The organism is Microbacterium sp. NPDC007973 (assembly GCF_042958465.1).
Classification (GTDB): Bacteria; Actinomycetota; Actinomycetes; order Actinomycetales; family Microbacteriaceae; genus Microbacterium; species Microbacterium galbum.
Genome location: NZ_JBIBJJ010000002.1, coordinates 446228 through 467494 on the forward strand (window position 1 = coordinate 446228; position 21267 = coordinate 467494).

The following is a 21267-nucleotide window of genomic DNA, read 5'->3' on the forward strand; positions in this document are numbered from 1 at the left end:
CGCTCAGGTCTTGCGCAGCGTCACCAGGTCGAGCGCTGCCTTCTCGAACCAGCTCCCCGCCGAAGGACCCCCGTTGCAGGTACCGTCGCTCTCGCCCGGGCGCTTGATCCACAGCAGGGCGTCGAGCCCGCCGCTGCCGCTGACGGCGCGGGGCGTGCTGCCGAGACCGACACCCGAGGGGTTGCACCAGTCGCCGGTCCACCCGCGGCCGTTGCGCGAGGTGTCGATGACGTAGCGCGCCTTGCCGCCGAGGAGCGCGCGCACCCGCTCCGCGTACTTCTGCTCGGATGCCGTCGGGTAGAAGTTCGAGACGTTGGTGGCGAACCCGCGGGCGTCGGCGACACCGGCGTCGCGCAATCGTGCGGCCATCGTCTCGGCCGGGATCCATCCGGAATTGCCCGCGTCGATGTACGAGGCCACCCCCGCCGAGGCGAGCGTACGGACGGCGTCGCGGATGAGGCCGGTGCGATCGCCCTGCCCGGCGCAGTCGCCGAGCATCGCGAGGGCGTCGGGCTCGACGATCGCGACCGCGCGGGTCCCGCGCAGCGTCTGCGCGATGAGGGCGACCCACTCGCGATACGCAGCGGGGTCGAGACCGCCGCCGGAATGCAGCCCGCAGTCGCGGGCGGGGATGGCGTAGAGCACGAAGACGGCCGTCTTCTTCTGCTGCGCGGCGGCGCGGGTCTCGGCCTGCAGCACCCGCACGAGGGCCGAGCGGTCGTACCACTCGCCCAGCCAGACCGCCGTGGGCTGACGCGCGATGACACCGATCTGCTTCGCGACCTCCGTGCGACCGGCCGCGGCGGCCGCCTTCTGCGCTTCGGCGGCCGCCGAGTACGTCGGAAGGGCGGGCCCGGATGTCAACGGGTTGGCGGTCGCCACGCGAGGCGTCGCACGGGGGCTCTCGCCCGCTGCCGGCCCGGCGACCGCGAACGGCGCGATCAGGGCCACGAGGGTGCCCGCGAGGAGGGCGATCGTGCGGAACGTGCGACGCGGCGGCATCCGGCGGGCTTTCGTCGAGGGACGGGACGAGTCATTATGCCCGGTTGCGCCGGGAAAGCACCCCGTTCGGGTCAGATTGCGCGCCGACCCCGCGCACGCCCGATCGCCACGACGCCGAAGGCGAGCCCGATGATCACGACCGCGATGATGACGATGTAGACGACCACGCTGCCCCAGCCGCCGCCCTCGTTCGGGTTGAGGAACGGGTAGGGGTACCAGAAGGGCGCCCCCGTCGTGGGGTTGGTGATGAGGGGCGCGCGCACGAGCGTGTAGACGATCCAGGCGATCGGGAAGATCGCGGCGCCGAGGGCCGCGCCCCATCCGAGGCGTCGGCGACCCGCCCCGAGGAGCACGTCGAGGAGCAGGAACAGCGGACCCCACACGTGCAGGATCTCGTTCGACCAGCCGACGGTCTCGGGCTGGAGGGGGAGACCGCGCAGCAGCAGGTTGTAGACGATGCCGGTGACGATCATGTAGGTCGACACCCACGCCAGCGCGGTCGCGAGGGCGGGCGGATCGGCCTCGAGGCTGCGCCGTCGGAGGAACCGTGCGGCGAGCAGAAGCAGCACGATCGCCGCCGACACGTTCGAGAGGATCGTGAAGAAGCTGAAGAAGTTCGCCACGGTGGTGACGACGTCGCGTCCGTTGTCGACGGCCCCCGCGACGGTCGAGACGAATTGCGCCACGACCGCGGTGATGATGGCCACGGCCGCGACGGCCCGGGCGATGTTCCAGCCGGTGACGAACCCCCGCGATCGCTGCATGGCCTCAGGCTAGTGGGCGGCCTGCGCGGCTGCGCCGCCGGTTGACCCGCGACCCGAGCGGTCCGGCCGGTCGTCGTCGATCGGCCGCCGGTCAGACCGAGGGGCGCGCTTCCCGCCGGCGGTCGGCGTCGGCGCTGAGCTCGGCGGCGAGAGCGGGACGAGCGCGCAACAGACGGTCGGCGAGGGCGAGGGGGAGCACGAGCACGGTCGTGACCGTCAGCGCCGTCGCGGTGGTGGCCGCCGGCTCTCGAGTGAGCGTCGAGGTGCCGATCCACTCCCCGCGCTCAGCGGCGACGCCGACGGGCTCTGCGTCGGGAGAGGTGAACAGCACGCGACCGTCGACCACGAGCGACAGCGGGCCCGCTGTGCTCCCGGCCCGCAGCAGCACCTCTCCGGCGCCGAAGCGTTCCAGGTGCGCCCCGTCGATCACGGTGTCGCGCAGCGTCTCATCGAGGTGCAGCGAGCGGGCGGAGGCGTCGACGGCGTGCTCGAGTTCGCGGCGATCGGCCGTGGCATCCGAAGCGATCTTGTCCAGGGCGAGTCCACGCCGCCGCGCGGCATACCAGAGCCACGACCGGAAGGTGCTGCGCGCCTCGTCGGCGTTGACGGGGGAATCGAGGGGGATCGACACCTCCCACGCTCCGCCGCCGCCGTTGGTGACGGTGATCTCGCCGCCGGGCACACGAGCGGGGAGGTCTTCGGCGACCTGGCGCAGGACGGCCGTCACAGCGTGCGGAGGAGTGCCCGGGTCGAAGACGGCCGTGACGACGGCGGTGAAGGGTCCCGGCGGGCGGGAGAGGTTCATGAACGACGCGTCGGCCAGCTTCGCGTTCGGGATGATCTGCAGGCCCGACCCGGTATCGATGTGCAGGGCGCGCCAGTTCACCTCGACCACGCGACCGGTCGCGCCGCCCGTCTCGATCCAGTCTCCCTGGCGGAACGGCTGCTCGAACAGCACGAGCAGGCCCGAAACGATGCCTCCCGCCGCATTCTGGAGAGCGAGACCGATGACGATCGAGGTGACCCCGAGCGCCGTGATGAGGCCCTCGACGTCGGCTCCCCACACCTGCTGAAACAGGAAGCCCAAGCCGATGACGACGAGGAGGAGCCGGCCGATCTCGACGAAGATCGTCGGGACGCGCTCGCGCCACGTGCCGCGCTCCGCTGTCGCGAACAACGCCACGTTGAGCGCGCTGAGCAGGAGCAGGATGACGAGAAAGCCGAAGACCGTCGCCACGATGCGTGGCCAGACGAGATCGTCTTCGGACCGCGTGGCGAAGACCAGGAGCCCGACCAAGCCCCCGACCGGGACGACCCAGTTGCGCAGGAGGAGCAGAGGCTTGACGGCCGGACTCCGGCGCCGGCGCAGCAGGCCGATCACCTCGGTGAGCACGACCAGCAGGATCGGAACGGCCACCACGACCGCGATGGCCCACCCGATCGCGGTGCCGTCGAACACGCTGGGCATCACGCCACCCGCCAGACGGGAGCCTCACGGCCGTCGACCTCGACGGTGCCGGCATCGCCGAGGTCGAAGAGGCCCTCGACCCGCGCGCGGACGGCATCGGTCAGGAACACGCCGGGTTCCTGTCCTGCCCGTCGGAGTCGGGATGCCAACGAGACGGCGTCGCCCCACAGGTCGTACGCGAGGCTCGCACGAGCCACCACGCCACTGATGACGGCGCCGGTGTCGACACCCGCGCGTACGTCGAGCGATGCGCCGGTGCGCGCATTGAAGCGCTGCACGCTCTCGCGCATGCCCAGGGCGAATTCGACGGCCCGGCGGGCGTTGTCGACGCGCGGAACGGTCAAACCGCTGCTGGCCAGGTACCCGCCGCGGAGGGTGCGCACCGACTCGACTCCGCACCGCTCGGCGACCTCGTCGAATCCGCGCATGAGATCGTTCAGCGCCAGCGTCTCGGCACGACCGTCGAGTGAGCGCGCGTACTCGTCGAATCCGAGGAGCTCGGCGAACACCACCGCGACATCGTCGTGCCGCTCCGCGAGCGTCTGCTCGCCGTCGCGGTACTTCTCGATGAGGCTCTGCGGCATGATGCTGCGCAGCAGCCGGTCGTTCTCGGCCCGCTGATGGTCGATGAGGTCCTGCCGCACCTCGAGATCGCCGGCCATGTCGTTGAACGACCGGGCGAGGTCGGCGAACTCGTCGGTGCCGCGGGCGGGAACCCGTGTCGAGTAATCACCGTCGGCCACGCGGCCGACCGCGAGTGCGAGGCGGCGGACGGGGCGCGTGAACGATTGCGACAGCAGCAGGCTCAGGATGCTGACGATCAGGGCCAGTCCGAGCGTCGACAGCAGGAGGGTCCGCGTGAAGTCGGTGACGGGCTCGAAGGCCTCGGAGGCCTCCATCCGGGCGACGATGACCCAGTCGAGGCCGTCGATGTCGAGCGGCGCGTAGGCCGTGATGCTCTCGCCGCCGATGTACTCCGTCGACACCGCGGTGCCGGTGCGCCCGGCGATGGCCTCGTCGACGGCGGTGCCGCGGACGGGCTGCAGAAGCACCGATCCGCCCGCTTTCGTGATGCGTTCGGCCGTGTCCGCCGAGGTGCCGTCGGCGATGACCGCGGCGGCGTAGCCGTCGGGGTCCTCCACGAGGCGGCGCGAGGTGGAGCGCATGAGGCGGTCGGACCCCGCGAGGTAGGTCTCACCCGTCGCCCCGAAGCCCTGCTGCTGCCACTGCTCGTACCCGGTCGTGACGTCGTTGATCCACTGGACGGGGACCTGCAGGGCCATCACACCGGTGATGCCGTCGTCGTCGCCGATCGCCGAGACGACCCACATCACGGGGAAGCCGAGCGCGGGCGTCCATTCCTCGATGTCGGTGGTCACGGTGGTGTCGACGGAGTTGGCGGCCACGACGTCGCGGTAGCCCTGGGCGAGCCGGCTCTCCCGGAACGGGCCGTCATCGAGATTCGACCCGAGGTCGGCTCCTCCGGCGGCGGTGTAGACCACATCGCCCGCGAGGTCGGTGACGACGACGTCGGTGTAGCCGACGGTGCGCACGAGCTCCGAGAAGTAGTCGTCGGCCGCGAGGTAGGCGGCGGTGTAGGCGCTGCCGTCGCCGGGGTCGGTCGCGGGCCGGTCGGCCGCGCCGTCCTGTCGCGTGAAGAGGTACTGGGCGTTGCGGCCCGCGGTCGAAGTCGGAACGAACGCGCGGTCGGCGTAGTCGTCGCCCGTCGCGCCCTCCAGTCGCGGCAGGAAGGTGGCGGAGTAGAAGGAGGAGAGCGCGGCATCCTGCTCGCTCGACAGGGGCCGGTCCTGCAGGGCATCCCACCCGGCGTTCAACGCCGTGGACGCATCGCGAGCGCTCGCGTTGTTGCTGGCGAGTGCCGCCTCGCGCTGCACCTCGCCGAGCAGAGCGGTGATCTCGCCCGTGCGCAGCTCCCGCATCGCGGTGAGCTTGTCGACGACTTCGGCGCGCAGCGATTCGCGCCCGCTGACGTAGCCCACCGCCCCGACCACCGCGGCGCTGAGCAGACTCACCACGAGCAGCATGATCAGCAGCCTCGATTGCGTGCTCAATCCCCCACGACGATTCGTACGCTCGCCCGCCCCCGCTGCGCTATTCGTCCCCATAGCGGTCAGATTATCCACATCGCCGCGCTTCACGTTCTCGGCCCGCACAACGGCGACATGTCGATCACCCTGGGATCGATCGCGTCACCGTCGCTCTTGCGTGAAACGGATATGCCGGAGCCGGGACGACAGCGAGAGACCGGCCACGGCCCGGGCGTCCCGAACGGCGTTTCGACCGGACGATCGCGGGACGGCAGGCGTTCCGCACCCTCTCGGTAGGATGGGGTGTACCGCCGGACAACATGCGAGGAGCACTCATGCCCGGAATCGTGATCGTCGGCGTCCAGTGGGGCGACGAGGGCAAGGGCAAGGCCACCGATCTGCTCGGTGAGCGCACCGACTGGGTGGTGAAGTTCAACGGCGGCAACAACGCCGGCCACACCGTCGTCATCGGCGACGAGAAGTACGCGCTGCACCTCCTGCCCAGCGGCATCCTGTCTCCCGGGGTGACCCCGGTGATCGGCAACGGCGTCGTGGTCGACCTCGAGGTGCTCTTCAACGAACTCGAGGCGCTCAACGCGCGCGGTCTCGACACCAGTCGGCTCAAGATCAGCGCCAACGCGCACATCATCACGCAGTACCACCGCACGCTCGACAAGGTCACCGAGCGCTTCCTCGGCAAGCGCATGATCGGCACCACCGGGCGCGGGATCGGCCCGGCCTACGCCGACAAGATCAACCGCGTCGGCATCCGCGTGCAAGACCTCTTCGACGAGAACATCCTGCGCCAGAAGGTCGAGGGGGCGCTCGATCAGAAGAACCACCTGCTGGTGAAGATCTTCAACCGCCGGTCGATCACGGCCGACGAGATCGTCGACGACCTGCTGGCCTACGCCGACCGCGTGCGTCCCATGGTCGCCGACACCTCGCTGCTGCTCAACGACGCGCTCGAGGCCGGCGATGTCGTCGTCTTCGAGGGCGGCCAGGCCACCATGCTCGACGTCGACCACGGCACCTACCCGTTCGTGACCTCGTCGTCGGCGACCGCCGGCGGCGCGGCGACCGGCTCGGGAGTCGGTCCGAACCGCCTCGACCGCATCGTCGGCATCGTGAAGGCGTACACGACGCGCGTCGGGTCGGGTCCGTTCCCCACCGAGCTGTTCGACGAGAGCGGCGACTGGCTGCGCTCGCGCGGCTTCGAGTTCGGCACCACGACCGGCCGCCCGCGCCGCGTGGGCTGGTACGACGCGCCCATCACGCGCTACGCCACGCGCATCAACGGCATCACCGACCTCGTGCTGACCAAGCTCGACATCCTCGGGGGGCTCGACCAGATCCCCGTGTGCGTCGCGTACGACGTCGACGGAGAGCGGTTCGACGACCTCCCGGTCAACCAGACCGACTTCCACCACGCGAAGCCGATCCTCGAGTACTACCCCGGCTGGAGCGAGGACATCTCGTCGGCGCGCACGTTCGACGACCTGCCGCAGACCGCCCAGGACTACGTGCTCGCGCTCGAGAAGATGAGCGGCACCCGCATCTCGGTCATCGGCGTGGGTCCCGCCCGCGACCAGGTGATCGTGCGCCACGACCTCATCGACTGATGCGCCTCTGGGTCGGTGCCTACGCCGCGGATGCCGGCTCCGCCGAGGGGATCGGCATCCTGCAGGCCGGAGAGTCCGATGCTCCCGGGGCGAGTGGTCCTCTCGGCATGGTCGGCACGGCCGTCGCCGCGCCGGGATCGCCCTCGTGGATCGCGCCGCACCCCTCGGGAGACGTCCTCTACGCCGCCCTGGAGTCCGATGGCGCCGTGCAGGCCTACCGCCGCGTGTCCGACACGCGGCTGGCCCCCATCGGCGCGCCGATCGAGGCGGGTGAGGCGGTGTGTCACGTGGTCGTGGCGCCCGACGCGACGTCCCTCGTCGCGAGCTGCTGGGGCGACGGGCGCGTGGTGCGGATGGACCTGGATGCCGTGGGCCGCCCCTCCCGGCCGGTGATCGCCGCGGAGGCGGCCGACCCGTACGGCTCGTCACCGGAGGAGGGCACGGTTTCCACCGGCGCGCGGGTGTCGGGCGCCGTCGTCCCCGATCTCGCCGCCGCGGCCCGCGCTCTGCGAGATGCTGCCGGCGACGAGTACGCGCACCTCGTACCCGCGTACGACGACGTGCCCGAGACCGACGCCGAGTCGGAAGAGGCGGCGGCGGGGGCGCGCGTCTCGCGCGCCCACCAGGCCACGTTCCTCCCCGGCGGCCTGATCGCGACGACCGACATGGGACTCGACCTCGTGCGCCTGTGGCGCAACGCGCCCTCCGGACTCCGTCTCGTGCAGGAGGTCGTCCTGCCGAAGGGCAGCGGGCCGCGGCACGGCGTGTGGCATCCGTCGGGGCACTTCTACGTCGTCACCGAGCTCAGCCGGGAGGTCTTCGCGCTCGCCGCCGACCGCGAGGGCCGCTGGCACGTACGCTCCGGCGAACCGCTGCTCGGCACCCTCGACACCGACACCGCTGCGGAGCTGAGCATGAGTCGCGACGGGGCGACGCTCTACGCCGGCGTGCGCGGAAGCGACACGGTCGGCGTCCTCGCGGTCCGCGGCGCAGGGGAGGCCCTGCAGCTCACCGCGCTCGCCGAGACGGGCACGCACTGGCCGCGGCACCATCTCGTGGTCGACGACACGCTGCTCGTCGCCGGTCAGCTCGCCGACGAGATCGTGTCGCTCCCGCTCGACGCGCGCACGGGCGTGCCCGGCCGGGTGCGGCATCGCACCGTGTCGGCGTCCCCGACGCGTCTGCTCGCGACGCGCTGAGCGGCACGGGCACGTCGGCCCGCGGCGGCGATGAGCCGTCCGCACGCCGCGGCGACGCGGCTGACGCTACTTCTTGGCATCCTGTCGCGGGATGACGATCTGCTTGATGATCAGCAGCACCGACGCTGTGACGGGGATCGCCACCAGCGCCCCGAGCAGACCGAGGAGCGTGCCGCCGACGAGCGCGCCGATGACCACCAGCGCGCCGGGGACCGAGATCGTGCGGTTCATGACGCGCGGCGTGAGGATGTATGCCTCGATCTGCATGTAGACGAGGTAAACGATGGCGAAGATGAGTCCCGCGGTCGGGCTGACGATCAACGTGAACAGCGTCGCGGTGGCCCAGAACAGCACCGACCCGACGAGGGGGATCAGCGTGATGCCGAACGCGAGGGCGGCGAGGAGGGCTGCGAACGGCTGCTGCAGAATCGTCAGCACGATGAACGCGAACACCGCGTTGCACAGCGCGAGCACGACCATTCCGGCGAGGTAGCCACCGACGGAGTCGGTGATCTGGCCGGTCATGTCGGAGACCGTCTCGCGGCTGCGCGCGGGGGTGAGGCGCACGAGGCTGTTCTTCATCTTCGGCAGGGATGCCAGGAAATACAGGCTCAGCACCAGCACGATGATCGCGCCCGAGATGAACTCGCCGATGCTGATGCCCACCTGCAGCAGCCCCCCGCCGATGGCGGCGATGTTGGCGGGGTTGGTGACGAAGCCCTGCACCTCTTTCAGCACGTCGCCGAGGCTGTCGCCGAAGTTCTGCTCCACCCACCGCACCGCGTCGCTGTCGATGACGTCGTTGACGAACGAGGGGATGTCCCCGACGAATTGCTCGACCTGGCGCACGACCGGCGGGATGAGCAGCCACAGCGCCCCGGCGAGCACGAGGGCCAGGCCGCCGAAGACGATCACGATGCCCCAGGCCCGCGACAGTCCGCGGCGCACGAGCATGCGCACGAGGGGGTCGAGGGCGAGGGCGACGAAGAGCGCGATCGCGATGTAGATGAGCACCGTCGAGAGCTTCCCGAGCGCGAGCGCCAGGAGGAAGGCGGTGAGTCCGCCGAGGGTGAGGAAGAACCCCGCCGCGTAGGGTCGGGAGATCGCCGACCATACGGGCTTGTCGCGCGACGTGGCGGCCCCGGCGTCGGCGCCTACGGCGGTCGGGTCGGGGCGCGTCGATCGGCTCATGGTCACACTGTAGGACTCAGCCCCTGCGAACGGCGGCGCACCGCTGGGCGCGGTAGGGTCGGAGCGATGTGGGAGGACTCATGACCGACGCCGATCCCTCGACGATCCTTCAAGGGCTGCGCGGCAGCATCGACAACATCGACGCCGCGCTGATCTTCCTGCTGGCCGAGCGCTTCCGCTGCACCAAGCAGGTCGGAGTGCTCAAGGCGAAGCACGGGATGCCGGCATCCGATCCCACTCGCGAGGAGCAGCAGATCGCGCGGCTGATGCGTCTGGCCGAGGACGCCGACCTCGATCCGGCCTTCGCGGAGAAGTGGTTCAACTTCGTCGTGGCGGAGGTCATCCGCCACCACCGCACGGCCGCGGCCGAGCCGCAGGACGACTGACCTCGGCTCATCCCGCCCCCGGTCTCAAGGGCGCTGCGACACGCCCGGGGTGACATGCGCGTGCATGGATCCCTCCCCGTGCGGGAGAGCGGATCAGGCGCGCGCGCGTGCCATACGGCATCCGTTTCCGCAAGGCGCAGGGCGATTTGCCAGCCGATCCATCACCGTGAAACGTTGGGTGAGGCCCTTGAGGGGCCGTTCACCCGACCAGTCCGCGGTCGTCGGTGTCTTCTCGGGGGAGGGGATGCCGCGAGCGTACGGTCGGCGGCCAGGACTCCGGACCCGATGTCCGGTGTCGACGTGCTCCACCCCCGGAGAGCGCCGACGGCTGCCACCCGGGCGTGACCTATGCGGCCACCCGAAGGCCGCTGAGGTGCACCAGTGACACATCCGCCTGCTTCGACGGAGCCCGCTCCGTCAGCACCCGCGAGCGAGACGCCCGCCCTCGCCGCCAAGAATCTCTTCAAGGTCTTCGGCCGTGCCCCGCAGGCCGCCGTCGACAAACTCCGCGCGGGTTCGACGCGCGACGAGATCGCCGACCACGGAACGGCCGCCGTCATCGACGCGAGCTTCGACGTGCGCCCCGGCGAGATCTTCGTCATCATGGGCCTCTCGGGCTCGGGCAAGTCGACGATCATCCGCATGCTGAACGGCCTGCACGAGGCGACCGCCGGTACCGTCGAGGTGAAGGGCGACGCCCTCACCGGTGTCGGTCCCGCGCGCCTGCGCTCTCTGCGGCGCGATCGCCTCGCGATGGTCTTCCAGCACTTCGCGCTCCTCCCGCACCGCACGGTCGCGGCCAACGTCGCCTACCCCCTGGAACTCCGGGGCGTCGGCAAGGCCGAGCGCCTTGCGAAGGCGAACGAGATCCTCGGTCTCGTCGGCCTCGAGGGCTGGGGCGAGAAGCTCCCCTCGGCGCTGTCGGGCGGGATGCAGCAGCGCGTCGGCATCGCCCGGGCGCTCGCCGCCGACACCGACATCCTGCTGATGGACGAGGCGTTCAGCGCTCTCGATCCGCTCATCCGCCGCGAGATGCAGGAGCAGCTCATCGAGTTGCAGCGGACGCTGAAGAAGACCATCGTCTTCATCACCCACGACCTCAACGAGGCGATGTTCCTCGGCGACCGCATCGCGGTCATGCGCGACGGGCGCATCGTGCAGATCGGCACCCCGGAAGACATCCTCACCGACCCGGCGAACGACTACGTCGAGCAGTTCGTGCAGGATGTCGACCGCGCCCGCGTGCTCACCGCCGGCAACGTGATGGAACGTCCGCGTCCGCGCGTCGACGCCTCGGCCGGTCCCCGGACGGCCCTGCGCCAGATGCGCGACGCCTACATGTCGGCCGTCTACGTCACCGACCGCGACCGCAAGCCGCTCGGCATCATCACCGATCGGGATGCCATGAAGCTCGTGCGGGCCGGGGAGAATTCCCTGCTCAGCCGGCTCAAGCCCCTGCCGCAGGCGGTGCGCGAGGACGACGTGCTCATGAACCTCTTCGTGCCGTCGGTCGAGTCGCCCCTGCCGCTCGCCGTGCTCGATGCCGACGGTCGCCTGACCGGTGTCATCCCGCGCGTGACCCTGCTGGCCGCGCTCGGACCCGGGCCGAGCTCCACCGAGGAGATCACCGTGCTGCCCCAGCCCCTGCCCTCCGCTGAGATCGACGCGGTGCTCGACGCGCCGGTCGTCGCCTCCGAGACCGAGGGGGTGCGCTGATGGACGGGTTCCGCATCCCCGTCGGCTCGTGGGTCGACTCCGCCGTGGACTGGCTGCGCGACAACCTCTCGGGCCTGTTCGACGTCATCGCCGTGACCGTGCGCTTCCTCGTCGGAGGGCTCAGCGACGTGCTGCTGTCGGCGCCCATCGTGGTCGTCATCGTGGTCGCCGCGCTCCTGGCCTGGCTGCTGCGCTCGTGGAAGCTCGCGCTCGGCACCGTGGTGGGCTTCGCCCTCATCCTCGCGATGGGGCAGTGGGTCACCGCGATGCAGACCCTCGCGCTCGTGCTCATCGCGACGATCGTCGCCGTCGCGATCTCGGTGCCGCTCGGCATCTGGTCGGCGCGCAACAGCACCGTGCGCGCCGTGCTGAAGCCGATCCTCGACTTCATGCAGACGATGCCCGCCTTCGTCTACCTCATCCCCGCGATCACGTTCTTCAGCATCGGCGTCGTCCCCGGTGTCGTCTCGACCGTCATCTTCGCGCTGCCCCCGGGCGTGCGACTGACCGAGCTCGGCATCCGCGGGGTGGACTCGGAGACGGTCGAGGCGGGTCAGGCGTTCGGTGCCACCCCGTGGCAGATCCTGCGCGGCATCCAGCTGCCGTTGGCGACGCCCACGATCATGGCCGGCGTCAACCAGGTCATCATGCTCGCGCTGTCGATGGCGGTGGTGGCCGGCATCGTCGGCGCCGACGGCCTCGGCAAGGAGGTCGTGCAGTCGATCTCGACCGTCAACCTGCCAAAGGGTGTCGAGGCGGGCCTCAGCGTCGTCATCCTCGCGGTCTACCTCGACCGCCTCACCGCGGCTCTCGGCAATCGCGCCGACAACACCGGCTCGCTGCTTGGAGTGCTCGCGCGACGGCGTGCCGCCCGCTCCACGGCGGCGGCCACGGCCGGCGCCCCCGCGGCCGGGCCCGTCGACACCTCGGCGGATGCCGCACGCGAGGCCGAGCGCGCGGAAGCCTCTCCGCGCCGCGCGCCGATCTCGACGGGCCGCTGACCCTCCCTCCCCTTCGCGCCGGGTGCGTGAGGGGTCAGAAATTGTCGCCGAGCTTGTCTCCAGGCGACGAAAAATGACTCCTCATACGCGCGGCTGCGCGGGGCTCCACGGAAATCACGGACGAAAAGGAAGAGAACACAGCAATGAAGACACGACACCTCACCGCAACCCTCGCCCTCGGCAGCGTGGCGGCGCTCGCGCTCGCCGGCTGCGCGAGCGGCAATCAGGCCGAAGGCGGCTCGGGCGACGGTGGCGACAAGGGCACCATCACGCTCGGCTTCCTCCCCTCGTGGACCGACGGCCTGAGCACGGCGTACCTGCTCGAGGACCAGCTCGGCAAGCTCGGCTACACCGTCGAGATGCAGACGCTCACCGAGGCGGGACCGCTCTACGCCGGCCTCGCCCAGGGCGACGTCGACATCTACCCCTCGGCCTGGCCCGAGCTCACGCACGCCGACTACATGAAGACGTACGGCGACTCGATCGAGGACCTGGGCGCCTACTACGACGACGCCAAGCTCACGATCGCGGTGCCGAGCTACGTCGACATCGACTCGATCGACCAGCTCCAGGCGAACGCCGCGCGTTTCGACGGCAAGATCTACGGCATCGAGCCCGGCGCGGGTCTGACCAAGCAGACGCAGGAAGTCGCCATGCCCGGGTACGGCCTCGACGGCCTCGAGCTCGTGACCTCGTCGACCGCGGCGATGCTCACCGAGCTCGACAACGCCATCGCCGCGCAGAAGGACATCGCCGTCACGCTGTGGCGCCCCTTCTGGGCGAACGACGCCTACGACGTGAAAGACCTCGAAGACCCCCAGGGCCTGATGGGCGACCCTGAGGCGCTGCACTTCCTCGGCACCAGCGGCTTCGCCGAGAAGTACCCGGATGCCGCTGAGCTCATCGCCGGCATCCAGCTCGACGACGCGCAGTACGGCTCGCTGGAGGACCTCGTCGTCAACGAGTACGGCGAGGGTAAGGAAGCCGACGCGATCGACGCGTGGCTCGAGCAGAACCCCGACGCGTTCTCGACGCAGCGCGACTGACCCCGCGCGGTGACGGCCCCCTCCTCCATCGGGTGGAGGGGGCCGTCCGCGCATCGGGCTGGACGCTCCCGGGTTGCGTCTCAGCGGACCACGACCGCATCTTCGGTGAAGGACTGCTCGAGGCTCATCGCAGCGATGTGCCCCGTGATCTGAAGCCCGACCACGGCGCCCAGCACGGTGACGACGAGCGCCGCCAGGAGCCGCGAAGGGCGGTCGCGGACGATGCAGAGGGCGAATACCGCGAAGAGGAGTGCGGCGGCCTGCACGGTGAGTGCCCAACCGTCCGGCAGCGGCGCGAACACCGCCACGACTGCAGCCCCGACCACCCACCACAGGAGGGTGCTCGACCGCGGGGCTACGGAAGCGCACACCGGAACGGTCATGCCGTGTAGATGCGACCGTCGACCCGAGCGGGATTGCCCCGCGCAGGCGCGGCGAGAGCCGGGGAGGCGACGGCGAACGCCAGCGCGATTGCGATTCGGCGAGTGATTCTCATCATTTCCTTCCATCGGGCGCAGCTGTGGCGCCGAGCGGCGCCGGACGACGCCTTGGGGAAAAGGTATGAATGAGCACGTAAACATGGGAAGATGAAAAAGCCGGGGCAGAGGGTGAAGTGTTGTTCTCTCTGACGAAGCCCGCCCGAGCTCGCGCCGTCAGGCGACGGTGTGGGCCGCAGTGAAGCGGGTGATGAAGCCGGGGTGGCCCGCCGGCATCGCGAGCACCGAGTCGGGGGCGCTTCCCGCCAGCTGCGGGAAGCCGGCATCCGCCACGAGGTCGTCGTCGATCGCCTCGAGCTCGGCGGTGACGAGGGGCCACGGCTCGTGGCTGTTCGCGGCCCAGATCGTGCGGCCCAGGTGGCGCTCGTGGAAGCCCCAGCGCGCGGTCAGGAAGCGCGAGAGGTCGTCGTCGACCGTCTCCGCGCCCAGCCGGGCCCGGATCCGCGTGCCCGGATGCCGGCCCCCGTGGCGTCGTGAGCGGTACTCGATGCGCTCGCCCTCGGTGCGCACGCCGGCGCGCGCCCAGCGGTAGGGCAGGCCGAAGAGGGCCCGAGCCGCGAGGACCGGCGCGAGATGCTCCGCCTCGAGCGTGCGGAAGACCACGCCGCGACGCCCGGCGTCGTCGACGGCGTAGGTGCGGACGTTGATCTCGGTGAAGGTGCCCACGAAGGGCACCGGGGGCAGGGGCAGGAAGCGGAACTCGCTCAGCACGAACGGCACGAGCCCCACCCAGGCCGACCCGTCGTGCACGTCGGGACGGGTTCCGGGCGGCAGGAGCGGCGCGACCTCCCCCGGGTCGATCCGCCAGTGCACGAAGACCGCGCGGTTCCACCGCTGGGCGATGACGGCGCGACCGGGGAGGTCGGGGGCGTGGCGCTCGGTGATCACCGGGTCATTCTGGCCCCGACTCCCCGCAGCGGAGGGAGACTGGACAGATGACCCCGTCGTCTGGTGCGGATCCTCGGCTCGTGGCATCCATTCGCGAACTCCTCGCGGCGAGGGATGCCGGCAAGACGATCTGCCCGTCTGAGGCCGCCCGCGCGGTCGGCGGCGAGGAGTGGCGCGACCTCATGCAGCCGGCGCGCGACGCCGCGCGAGAGTTGGTCGACCTGGGCGAGGTCGAGGTCACGCAGAAGGGCGAGGTCGTCGATGTGACCACCGCGCGGGGTCCCGTGCGCATTCGTCGCACAGGCTGACGAGAAGGCGCCGCGGGATCTGCGGGGTTGGGCGGGGGCCGCGCGATGCGGCGGAGCGCGCCTCAGACCGCGGGCTCTGGCGGGGTCGTCGAGGGACGCGGCTGCGTGGAGCCGCGGGGGAGCTCGAGCGCGACCTTCTTCTCGAGCTCGTCGACCGCCTCGTCGCTCAGCCAGATGAGGCCGTCGAGCTCCTCGCGCACGCGCTTGTACGCGAGCTGACGCTCGTTCGACGTCGCCGCCTGATCGGTCGCGACGGTGAGCAGCTGCTTGGCCGTGTCGAGGCGCTTGCGTTCGTCGGCGGTGAACGCCGCATCCTTGACGCGGCGCGCCTCGCGCTCGGCGACGTCGAACGCGACCTCGTAGTCGGTGACGGCCTCGCGGTATTCGCGCAGGCGCTCGGGCGAGAGCGTCTCGTCGGCGGCCGGTCGCAGATTGTCGGCGACCTTCTTCGCGCGCAGGAACGCCGCCGTCAGCGGCTGTCGGCCATCGCTCATCGCGGGGTAGGAGATGAGCTTCGTGGCGTCGAGCTCGTATTCGAGCCAGCGATGGGTGACCGCGTCATGCGCGGACGTGAGACGCGCGCGAGCATCGTCGGTCGCCGGGGCGAGCGCGGCAGGAGGCTCGCCCCCCGCGGCCAGACCCTGCGCCCGCAGCAGCTCGAGCTGCTCTTTGTGGCGGCGGCGGGCGGTGACCTCGCGGTGCTTCACCCTCGCGTTGACCGCCCCCATCGTCATTCCGAAGAGGGGGAAGACGAGCCACCAGTAGTGGCCGGCGAAGTTCCAGAAGTCCTGCACCTGCGCCATGCTACGCCGCCCGGCTTCGCCGTCATCAGGATGCCGGAGGTCGCGGCCGATCGCGTGCGGGAGGCGGCCAGACCGGACCGTTCTGCGGCCGGGGGCTCGCGGCATCCGGGGTTCGCTTCTGAGCGCGTCGGGCGCCGCGCTCCTCCCAGGTGCGGGCGGCGGCGCGGCCCATCGACTCCATGGACCGGGCGAGGGCGCGCTGGGCGGTCTCGGCCAGATCGGATGCCACGCGGCTCCACGCATCGGGGCCCTCGATGCCGGGCTGGTCCGCACCCTGGCGGGCTGCGCGCTCGGCGCGGTCGAACGCGTGCGCGGTGCGGCGCACGGCATCGCGGTAGGCGAGGTAGTCGGCGGGCTCGAGGCGCGTCTGCACCGATGCGGGCCGCAGCCACTGCGCCCTCTCGTTCGCGCGCAGGAAGTCGGCGAGGAGCGGGGAGCGCGAGTCGCTCATCTGCGGGAAGTCGATGGCGAGACCGGGGTCGGTCTCGTAGGCCATCCAGCGCGCCAGGATCGCGTCGTGCTCCGAGAGCAGGCGCGCCACCGGCAGAGGGGCGCTGCCCGCGCGGATCGCGGGGAGCATCGCCTTCGCGGCCCTCACCCCGGCGCGGCGGGCGCGCACCTCGGCCAGCGCGGCGCGCAGGTCGCGTTGCGCGTCGGTGAGGCGTCCGCGTGCGGCGGAGACGACGTCGGACGAGACACGGGATGCCGCCCGCTCCGCCTGAGCGCGCACCACCTCGGCGTCGGCGACTTTGACGTCGGCGCGTCCGCGGGTGACGGCGTGCCGCGCGGTCTGCAGATCGAGCAGAGCCGCGTCGAGTTCGAGGCGCCGCGCCGCCGCCTTGCCCAGGGGGCGTGACGCCCACGCGCGAGCGGCGCGATCGCCGGTGGTGGTCGCTCCGGCCGGCAGCGCGCGGTGTCGGGATCGACGCACGCCGATCCAGCCGACGGTGCCCGCACCGGCCGCCGCGGGGCCGATCCACCACCACTCGGCCAGAAAGACCAACAGCGGTTCCACACGCCCATGCTATGCCGGGCTCCCGACAGCGGGCTGGGCGGTGGGCCGGAATGCGCACGGGGTGAGCCGCCGACATCGACCGACGAGGATGACGGCGGCTCGTCCGCGCAGGTCAGGGCAGGAAGGACTCCGTCACCGCGATGAGCCGCTCGAGCGCCTCGCGCCATTCCGTCTCGTCCTGCGCGATGCACAGCCGCATGTGCGAAGCGCCCTCGGCGCCGAACTGGTAGCCCGGGTTGACGATGACGCCGGCTCGCTCCTTGATCGCGATCGCCAGCTCCTGATCCGACACCGGCGCGAGCACCCGCGGGAAGATGTACGACGTCCCCCACGACCTCGTCGCCGTGAAGGCGGGTGACGCGTTGAGTCGGTCGACCGTCCAGTCGCGAAGCGCCTGGTACTCGACGGTGCGTTCCGCGACGTAGTCGCCGTCCTCAGCGAGCCAGTGCGCGAGCACGTGCTGCGCGTAGGCCGGGGCTCGCAGCGCCGTGATGGACTGCACGTCTTCCATGCGCTCGATCAGCTCGGCAGGGGCGACCGCGAGGCCCAGGCGGTATCCCGACAGGGACTCGGTCTTGGAAGGGCCGAGCGTGGTGATGGTGCGCTCGCGCATTCCGGGCAGTTCGGCGATGTGGGTGTAAGCCTCCCCGTCGTACACGAGCCGGCAGTACAGCTGGTCGGCCAGCACGAGGAAGTCGTGCTGCTGCGCGAGCTCGGCGATGAGCTCAAGGGTCTCGTCGGAGTAGACGGCGCCGGTGGGGTTGTTGGGGTGGCTGAAGATGAACAGCCTCGGCGACCGGGCGGCGAGTTCGCGCAGCCGCTCGGCGTCGAGGGTCGGGCGGCCCTCCGCGTCCTCGAAGCTCACGCGTACCCGCTCGACGTCGGCGCCAAGGTACCGCAGCGTGCGTTCGGTCGAGAGGTAGTCGGGATCGGGGAGGATGACGAGGTCGCCGGGCTCGATGATCGCGCTGAGCGCAATGAAGAGGGCGCCCTGGGTGCCCGGCGCGAGGATCAGGTCGCTGGACCCGGTGGCGGTCAGCCCCAGGTGCGCCTCGATGTTCGCAGCGACGGTGGCGCGCACGCCGGTGTCGCCCACGTAGGGGGTGTATGTCATCCCCGCGCCCGAGGCCGCGGCGGTGAAGGCGCTGAGGGCGTATGCGGGCGCGGGGAAACGGTGGGTGTTGGCGTACGTGGCATCCAGGACCGGACCGGCTGCCACCGACGCACGCTCCAGTTCGCGCTCCGCGGCGCGCACGGAGGTACCCGCGTAGGCCTCCGCTTCGGGCAGGTCGAGGCGGTCGATCGCGGCGGGCCGCGGGGAGGTCGTGATCGTGGTCATTCGTCGCTCATTTCTGACGGTGGTGGTTCTGCGGGAAGGAGGAAGTCCTCGAGCACGACGAGGCCGTGAGAGATGTGCTCGCGCGTCAAGGCCTCTGCGGCATCCGCGTCCCCGGTCTCGACCGCTTCGAGGATGCGCGCGTGCTCAGCGAGCGACTCGTCGCTGCGATCGGTGGTGCCGAGGTAGAGGCCGACGTAGCGCTCGCCGAGGGCATAGAGCTGAGCCGCAGCCGACATCGATTGCGGCATCCCGGCGAGAGCGTAGATCCCCATGTGGAACTCGCGGTCCAGCGCGCGGAAACCGGGGAGGTCGCCCGTGTCGGAGGCGTGGCGCTGCCGGTCGAGCACTGCGCGCGCTACCGCCAACGGAGCGTGAGGCCCCGCGGCCGCGGCGGTGCGTGCCAGTGTCGACTCGAGCGAGGCGCGTCCGGTGTAGATGTCGCGGGCCCCCGCCAGCGAGAGCGCGGGTACCACCAGGCGGCGGTGGGGGAGCCCCTCGAGCCATCCCTCGGCCTTGAGCCGGGACAAGGCCTCGCGAAGCGGGATGCGGCTGATGTTGAGCGAATCGGCGAGATCCTCCTGGCCGATCGGCTTGCCCGCGGGGATTCCACCGGACAGGATCTGCGCGCGGACCTGGTCGTAGGCCCAATCCTGTTTGCGGAAATAGGTCGCGCCGTCGATCGACGTCTCACTCATGGTCGTATCCCCTCGCTGGGCCGGAAGCTGTCTGGTGAACGCTACCCAGGACGGCCGGGGGCGCCCCCGCGGGACGGGCGGCGAGATCCAGGGCCTGCCAGAGCGTGGCCGTGGCCGCGGGCGCCGCGGGGAGTATGCGGCCGTCGACGGAACGGATCGGGGCGAGCAGCCGACCGCTCGAGCACAGCCACGCGGCATCCGCGGTCTCGAGCTCGTCGCTGTGCATGCTGCGGACGACCGCGGCGTGACCACGTCGAGCGAGGCCGCTGAAGATCCGCTCCTGGGTCGTGCCCACGAGAGCGCCGTCGACGGGGTCGGGGGTGGAGAACGCATCGCCGTGCAGCACGATGAGCGTCGAGGCCTGGCCCTCGAGGAGATAGCCGTCCGTCGACACATAGACGGCGTCGTCGGCGCCGCGGCGCCGCGCCTCGCGTTGTGCCGCGCGTGGCTGGGCGTACGAGAGCGACTTCACCCCGGCGAGGACCCAGGGCGCTCGCGCTCCGGCTCCCCGCGGCACGCCTCGATCGAGCAGGGCCACTGCGAGCCCGTCGCGTCGCGCGGACCGGTGATCGGCATTCGGCCGGGCGTGGATCCACGCCCACGGCCCTTCCCCTTCGGGGCCGTGACTCACGTGCACCTTGACGAGCATCTCGGCGATCGGGGCGTGGCGCAGGATGGCCTCCTCGATCCCCGCGCGCACGGATGATGTGTTCCACGCCTCGAGACCCACGGCGGCGAGCGATCGCCGCAGGCGCTCCACGTGAGCCTCGAGGGCAAGCGGCTGCCCGCCGAAGACGCCGATCGCCTCGAACACGCCGTCACCGCGCGTGGCGGCCAGATCGTCCGCGCGCAGCAGCGGGCGGGCGGGATCGGACGGCCGCCAACCGTCGCCGTGCGAGACCAGAAGCACACCGCCGTCCATCAGTACCCCCGCTTCTTGTCGACGGCCGCGCTGAACGACGACCCCGCCCGCCAGAGCCGGTACTGGGCGACGAACTGCGCGGCCAGACGATCGCGCCAGCCGTGCGTCCGCGACGAGGAGTGCGGAGAGACGAAGACCCGCGGGTCGCTCCAGAGCGGGCTGTCCGCCGGTAGCGGCTCCACCGCGAACGCGTCGAGGGCGGCGGCCGCCAGGCGGCCGCCGCGCAGGGCGTCGATCAGGGCCTCCTCGTCAACGGTGAGCCCGCGGCCCACGTTCACGAAGAGCGCCGAGGGGGGCAGGGCGCGGAGCACGTCATCGCTGACGAGACCCCGGGTCTCGGCGGTGAGCGGGAGGGCGACGACGAAAACGTCGGCATCGGCGAGGGCCTCGCAGAGGCTGGACACGGCGTGCACCGGGCCGTCCGGCGTCGCGCGTGCGGTGCGCGCCACGAGTGTGACGTTCATACCGATCGCGCCGAGCAGGCGTCGCAGCTCCCGTCCGATCGCCCCGGCGCCGAGCACGACCACCCGCGCGTCGGTGAAGTCCGCCGTCTCGCGCGGGGCCCACTCGCGCCGGCTCTGGCGATGCGCCGAGCGCGCGAGCTGCTTGGTGTGCGCGGTCACGCACGCCAGCACATACTCGGCGATGGGTCGCTCGAACACCCCCGCGGCGTTCGTCACCTGCACGTCGGCGTCCACCACGGCCGGGCTCAGGATGCCGTCGACACCCGACGCCGCCACGTGGATCCAGCGCAGCCGGGGCGGGACTCCCGCCGCGAGCAGGGCGGCGGCGGTGTCGGAGAAGAAATCCCACATCAGCAGGGCATCCGCGCGGCCCATGGCCTCGGCAAGGCCGTCGGCGTCCGTGACGAGGAGGTCGGCGTCGCGCGCCACTTCCTCGAGGCCGCGGACGGGTACCGCGTCCTCGAGGACGGCGACGACCGGACGGACGATCACGATGCCCCCAGCACGAGACTGACCTCAACCGGAGCCCCACCGGGGAGGGAGGCGACACCGACGGCGGCGCGGGCGGGGAGGGGATGGTCGGGAGCCCACGCGTGCACGACGGCGCTCGCCGCGTCCGCGACGGTGCTCAGCGCGGTGAAGTCGACCGCGCAGCGCACGTACACCGTCATCGCGACCACGCGCACGAACCGCGGGTTCTCGCTCGCGGCATCCAGTGCCCGGGTCACGGCCCGCGTGGCGGCCGTACGGGCGGTCTCGAGGTCCATGTCAGCGCCGACGATGCCCGCGCGGAGGGAGCCGTCGTCCTCTCGTGGGGTCATCCCGGCGACGAAGAGCAGGCCGTCTGCCTCGGCGGTCAGGGCGTAGGCGCCCATCGGAGTCAGCATCGGACG

At 71.2% G+C, this 21267-nt stretch carries 21 protein-coding genes; 7 read left to right on the forward strand and 14 right to left on the reverse strand.

What is annotated here, in order from left to right:
• Positions 1-3 precede the first annotated feature (3 nt).
• From ACFZA2_RS07215 to ACFZA2_RS07230, 4 genes are all read right to left on the reverse strand, one after another.
• On the reverse strand, positions 4-1002 hold the full coding sequence (locus ACFZA2_RS07215; protein WP_391402562.1) for a glycoside hydrolase family 6 protein: 999 nt from the start codon (positions 1000-1002) through the stop codon (positions 4-6).
• Positions 1003-1073: 71 nt separating this feature from the next.
• Positions 1074-1766 carry a Pr6Pr family membrane protein gene (locus tag ACFZA2_RS07220; protein WP_391402565.1) on the reverse strand — a complete coding sequence of 231 codons (693 nt, stop codon included), beginning with the start codon at positions 1764-1766 and terminating at the stop codon, positions 1074-1076.
• A gap of 91 nt (positions 1767-1857) precedes the next feature.
• Positions 1858-3234 (reverse strand): mechanosensitive ion channel domain-containing protein, encoded by a 1377-nt coding sequence (locus ACFZA2_RS07225; RefSeq protein ID WP_391402568.1) that lies wholly within the window; start codon positions 3232-3234, stop codon positions 1858-1860.
• On the reverse strand, positions 3234-5306 hold the full coding sequence (locus tag ACFZA2_RS07230; RefSeq protein WP_391402571.1) for an adenylate/guanylate cyclase domain-containing protein: 2073 nt from the start codon (positions 5304-5306) through the stop codon (positions 3234-3236). Before ACFZA2_RS07230 ends, ACFZA2_RS07225 begins: the two co-directional genes overlap by 1 nt.
• A gap of 311 nt (positions 5307-5617) precedes the next feature.
• On the opposite strand from ACFZA2_RS07230, the gene ACFZA2_RS07235 reads away from it, so the two are divergent.
• The gene (locus ACFZA2_RS07235; protein WP_363388169.1) at positions 5618-6904 is read left to right on the forward strand and encodes an adenylosuccinate synthase; all 1287 of its coding nucleotides are present in this window, start codon (positions 5618-5620) and stop codon (positions 6902-6904) included.
• Entirely contained in the window at positions 6904-8103 is a 1200-nt protein-coding gene (locus ACFZA2_RS07240) for a lactonase family protein (RefSeq protein WP_391402575.1), read from the forward strand. The genes ACFZA2_RS07235 and ACFZA2_RS07240 overlap by 1 nt, the downstream gene beginning before the upstream one ends.
• A 66-nt stretch (positions 8104-8169) precedes the next feature.
• On the opposite strand, the gene ACFZA2_RS07245 is transcribed toward ACFZA2_RS07240, so the two are convergent.
• Entirely contained in the window at positions 8170-9294 is a 1125-nt protein-coding gene (locus tag ACFZA2_RS07245; RefSeq protein ID WP_315994034.1) for an AI-2E family transporter, read from the reverse strand.
• Between the two features lie 80 nt (positions 9295-9374).
• Here ACFZA2_RS07245 and ACFZA2_RS07250 point away from each other — a divergent pair, with 80 nt between their 5' ends.
• From ACFZA2_RS07250 to ACFZA2_RS07265, 4 genes are all read left to right on the forward strand, one after another.
• Positions 9375-9680, forward strand: coding sequence for a chorismate mutase (locus ACFZA2_RS07250; RefSeq protein WP_315994033.1), 306 nt, complete (start codon positions 9375-9377; stop codon positions 9678-9680).
• Positions 9681-10061: 381 nt separating this feature from the next.
• On the forward strand, positions 10062-11396 hold the full coding sequence (locus tag ACFZA2_RS07255; protein ID WP_315994032.1) for a glycine betaine/L-proline ABC transporter ATP-binding protein: 1335 nt from the start codon (positions 10062-10064) through the stop codon (positions 11394-11396).
• On the forward strand, positions 11396-12397 hold the full coding sequence (locus ACFZA2_RS07260; protein ID WP_366376836.1) for a proline/glycine betaine ABC transporter permease: 1002 nt from the start codon (positions 11396-11398) through the stop codon (positions 12395-12397). Before ACFZA2_RS07255 ends, ACFZA2_RS07260 begins: the two co-directional genes overlap by 1 nt.
• Positions 12398-12540: 143 nt before the next feature.
• Positions 12541-13443 carry a glycine betaine ABC transporter substrate-binding protein gene (locus tag ACFZA2_RS07265; RefSeq protein ID WP_391402580.1) on the forward strand — a complete coding sequence of 301 codons (903 nt, stop codon included), beginning with the start codon at positions 12541-12543 and terminating at the stop codon, positions 13441-13443.
• 80 nt (positions 13444-13523) lie between these two features.
• On the opposite strand, the gene ACFZA2_RS07270 is transcribed toward ACFZA2_RS07265, so the two are convergent.
• Complete coding sequence (locus tag ACFZA2_RS07270; RefSeq protein WP_391402583.1) at positions 13524-13751, reverse strand: hypothetical protein; 228 nt, start codon at positions 13749-13751, stop codon at positions 13524-13526.
• 345 nt (positions 13752-14096) lie between these two features.
• Positions 14097-14828: a YqjF family protein gene (locus tag ACFZA2_RS07275; RefSeq protein WP_391402586.1), complete on the reverse strand. Its 732-nt coding sequence runs from the start codon at positions 14826-14828 to the stop codon at positions 14097-14099.
• Between the two features lie 47 nt (positions 14829-14875).
• On the opposite strand from ACFZA2_RS07275, the gene ACFZA2_RS07280 reads away from it, so the two are divergent.
• Complete coding sequence (locus tag ACFZA2_RS07280) at positions 14876-15136, forward strand: DUF3253 domain-containing protein (RefSeq protein ID WP_391402589.1); 261 nt, start codon at positions 14876-14878, stop codon at positions 15134-15136.
• Positions 15137-15198: 62 nt separating this feature from the next.
• Here the strand turns inward: ACFZA2_RS07280 and ACFZA2_RS07285 are convergent, their stop codons facing one another.
• The 7 genes from ACFZA2_RS07285 to ACFZA2_RS07315 all read right to left on the reverse strand — a co-directional run bounded on the left by ACFZA2_RS07285 (position 15199) and on the right by ACFZA2_RS07315 (position 21261).
• Complete coding sequence (locus ACFZA2_RS07285; protein WP_391402592.1) at positions 15199-15930, reverse strand: hypothetical protein; 732 nt, start codon at positions 15928-15930, stop codon at positions 15199-15201.
• A gap of 34 nt (positions 15931-15964) precedes the next feature.
• Complete coding sequence (locus ACFZA2_RS07290; protein WP_391402595.1) at positions 15965-16954, reverse strand: hypothetical protein; 990 nt, start codon at positions 16952-16954, stop codon at positions 15965-15967.
• Between the two features lie 112 nt (positions 16955-17066).
• Positions 17067-18293, reverse strand: coding sequence for an aminotransferase class I/II-fold pyridoxal phosphate-dependent enzyme (locus ACFZA2_RS07295; RefSeq protein WP_391402597.1), 1227 nt, complete (start codon positions 18291-18293; stop codon positions 17067-17069).
• Positions 18290-18988: a GntR family transcriptional regulator gene (locus ACFZA2_RS07300; RefSeq protein ID WP_391402599.1), complete on the reverse strand. Its 699-nt coding sequence runs from the start codon at positions 18986-18988 to the stop codon at positions 18290-18292. The genes ACFZA2_RS07295 and ACFZA2_RS07300 overlap by 4 nt, the downstream gene beginning before the upstream one ends.
• On the reverse strand, positions 18981-19910 hold the full coding sequence (locus ACFZA2_RS07305) for an aminotransferase class IV (protein ID WP_391402602.1): 930 nt from the start codon (positions 19908-19910) through the stop codon (positions 18981-18983). The genes ACFZA2_RS07300 and ACFZA2_RS07305 overlap by 8 nt, the downstream gene beginning before the upstream one ends.
• Positions 19910-20866 carry a D-2-hydroxyacid dehydrogenase gene (locus ACFZA2_RS07310; RefSeq protein WP_391402605.1) on the reverse strand — a complete coding sequence of 319 codons (957 nt, stop codon included), beginning with the start codon at positions 20864-20866 and terminating at the stop codon, positions 19910-19912. Before ACFZA2_RS07310 ends, ACFZA2_RS07305 begins: the two co-directional genes overlap by 1 nt.
• Entirely contained in the window at positions 20863-21261 is a 399-nt protein-coding gene (locus ACFZA2_RS07315) for a RidA family protein (RefSeq protein WP_391402608.1), read from the reverse strand. The genes ACFZA2_RS07310 and ACFZA2_RS07315 overlap by 4 nt, the downstream gene beginning before the upstream one ends.
• Positions 21262-21267: the final 6 nt, after the last annotated feature.

Bases quoted from the DNA above. Each gene is read 5' to 3' on its own strand.
- ACFZA2_RS07215 (WP_391402562.1), bottom strand. From the start codon at position 1,002: ATGCCGCCGCGTCGCACGTTCCGCACGATCGCCCTCCTCGCGGGCACC.
- ACFZA2_RS07220 (WP_391402565.1), bottom strand. From the start codon at position 1,766: ATGCAGCGATCGCGGGGGTTCGTCACCGGCTGGAACATCGCCCGGGCC.
- ACFZA2_RS07225 (WP_391402568.1), bottom strand. From the start codon at position 3,234: ATGCCCAGCGTGTTCGACGGCACCGCGATCGGGTGGGCCATCGCGGTC.
- ACFZA2_RS07235 (WP_363388169.1), top strand. From the start codon at position 5,618: ATGCCCGGAATCGTGATCGTCGGCGTCCAGTGGGGCGACGAGGGCAAG.
- ACFZA2_RS07240 (WP_391402575.1), top strand. From the start codon at position 6,904: ATGCGCCTCTGGGTCGGTGCCTACGCCGCGGATGCCGGCTCCGCCGAG.
- ACFZA2_RS07245 (WP_315994034.1), bottom strand. From the start codon at position 9,294: ATGAGCCGATCGACGCGCCCCGACCCGACCGCCGTAGGCGCCGACGCC.
- ACFZA2_RS07250 (WP_315994033.1), top strand. From the start codon at position 9,375: ATGACCGACGCCGATCCCTCGACGATCCTTCAAGGGCTGCGCGGCAGC.
- ACFZA2_RS07260 (WP_366376836.1), top strand. From the start codon at position 11,396: ATGGACGGGTTCCGCATCCCCGTCGGCTCGTGGGTCGACTCCGCCGTG.
- ACFZA2_RS07265 (WP_391402580.1), top strand. From the start codon at position 12,541: ATGAAGACACGACACCTCACCGCAACCCTCGCCCTCGGCAGCGTGGCG.
- ACFZA2_RS07280 (WP_391402589.1), top strand. From the start codon at position 14,876: ATGACCCCGTCGTCTGGTGCGGATCCTCGGCTCGTGGCATCCATTCGC.
- ACFZA2_RS07295 (WP_391402597.1), bottom strand. From the start codon at position 18,293: ATGACCACGATCACGACCTCCCCGCGGCCCGCCGCGATCGACCGCCTC.
- ACFZA2_RS07300 (WP_391402599.1), bottom strand. From the start codon at position 18,988: ATGAGTGAGACGTCGATCGACGGCGCGACCTATTTCCGCAAACAGGAT.
- ACFZA2_RS07305 (WP_391402602.1), bottom strand. From the start codon at position 19,910: ATGGACGGCGGTGTGCTTCTGGTCTCGCACGGCGACGGTTGGCGGCCG.
- ACFZA2_RS07315 (WP_391402608.1), bottom strand. From the start codon at position 21,261: ATGCTGACTCCGATGGGCGCCTACGCCCTGACCGCCGAGGCAGACGGC.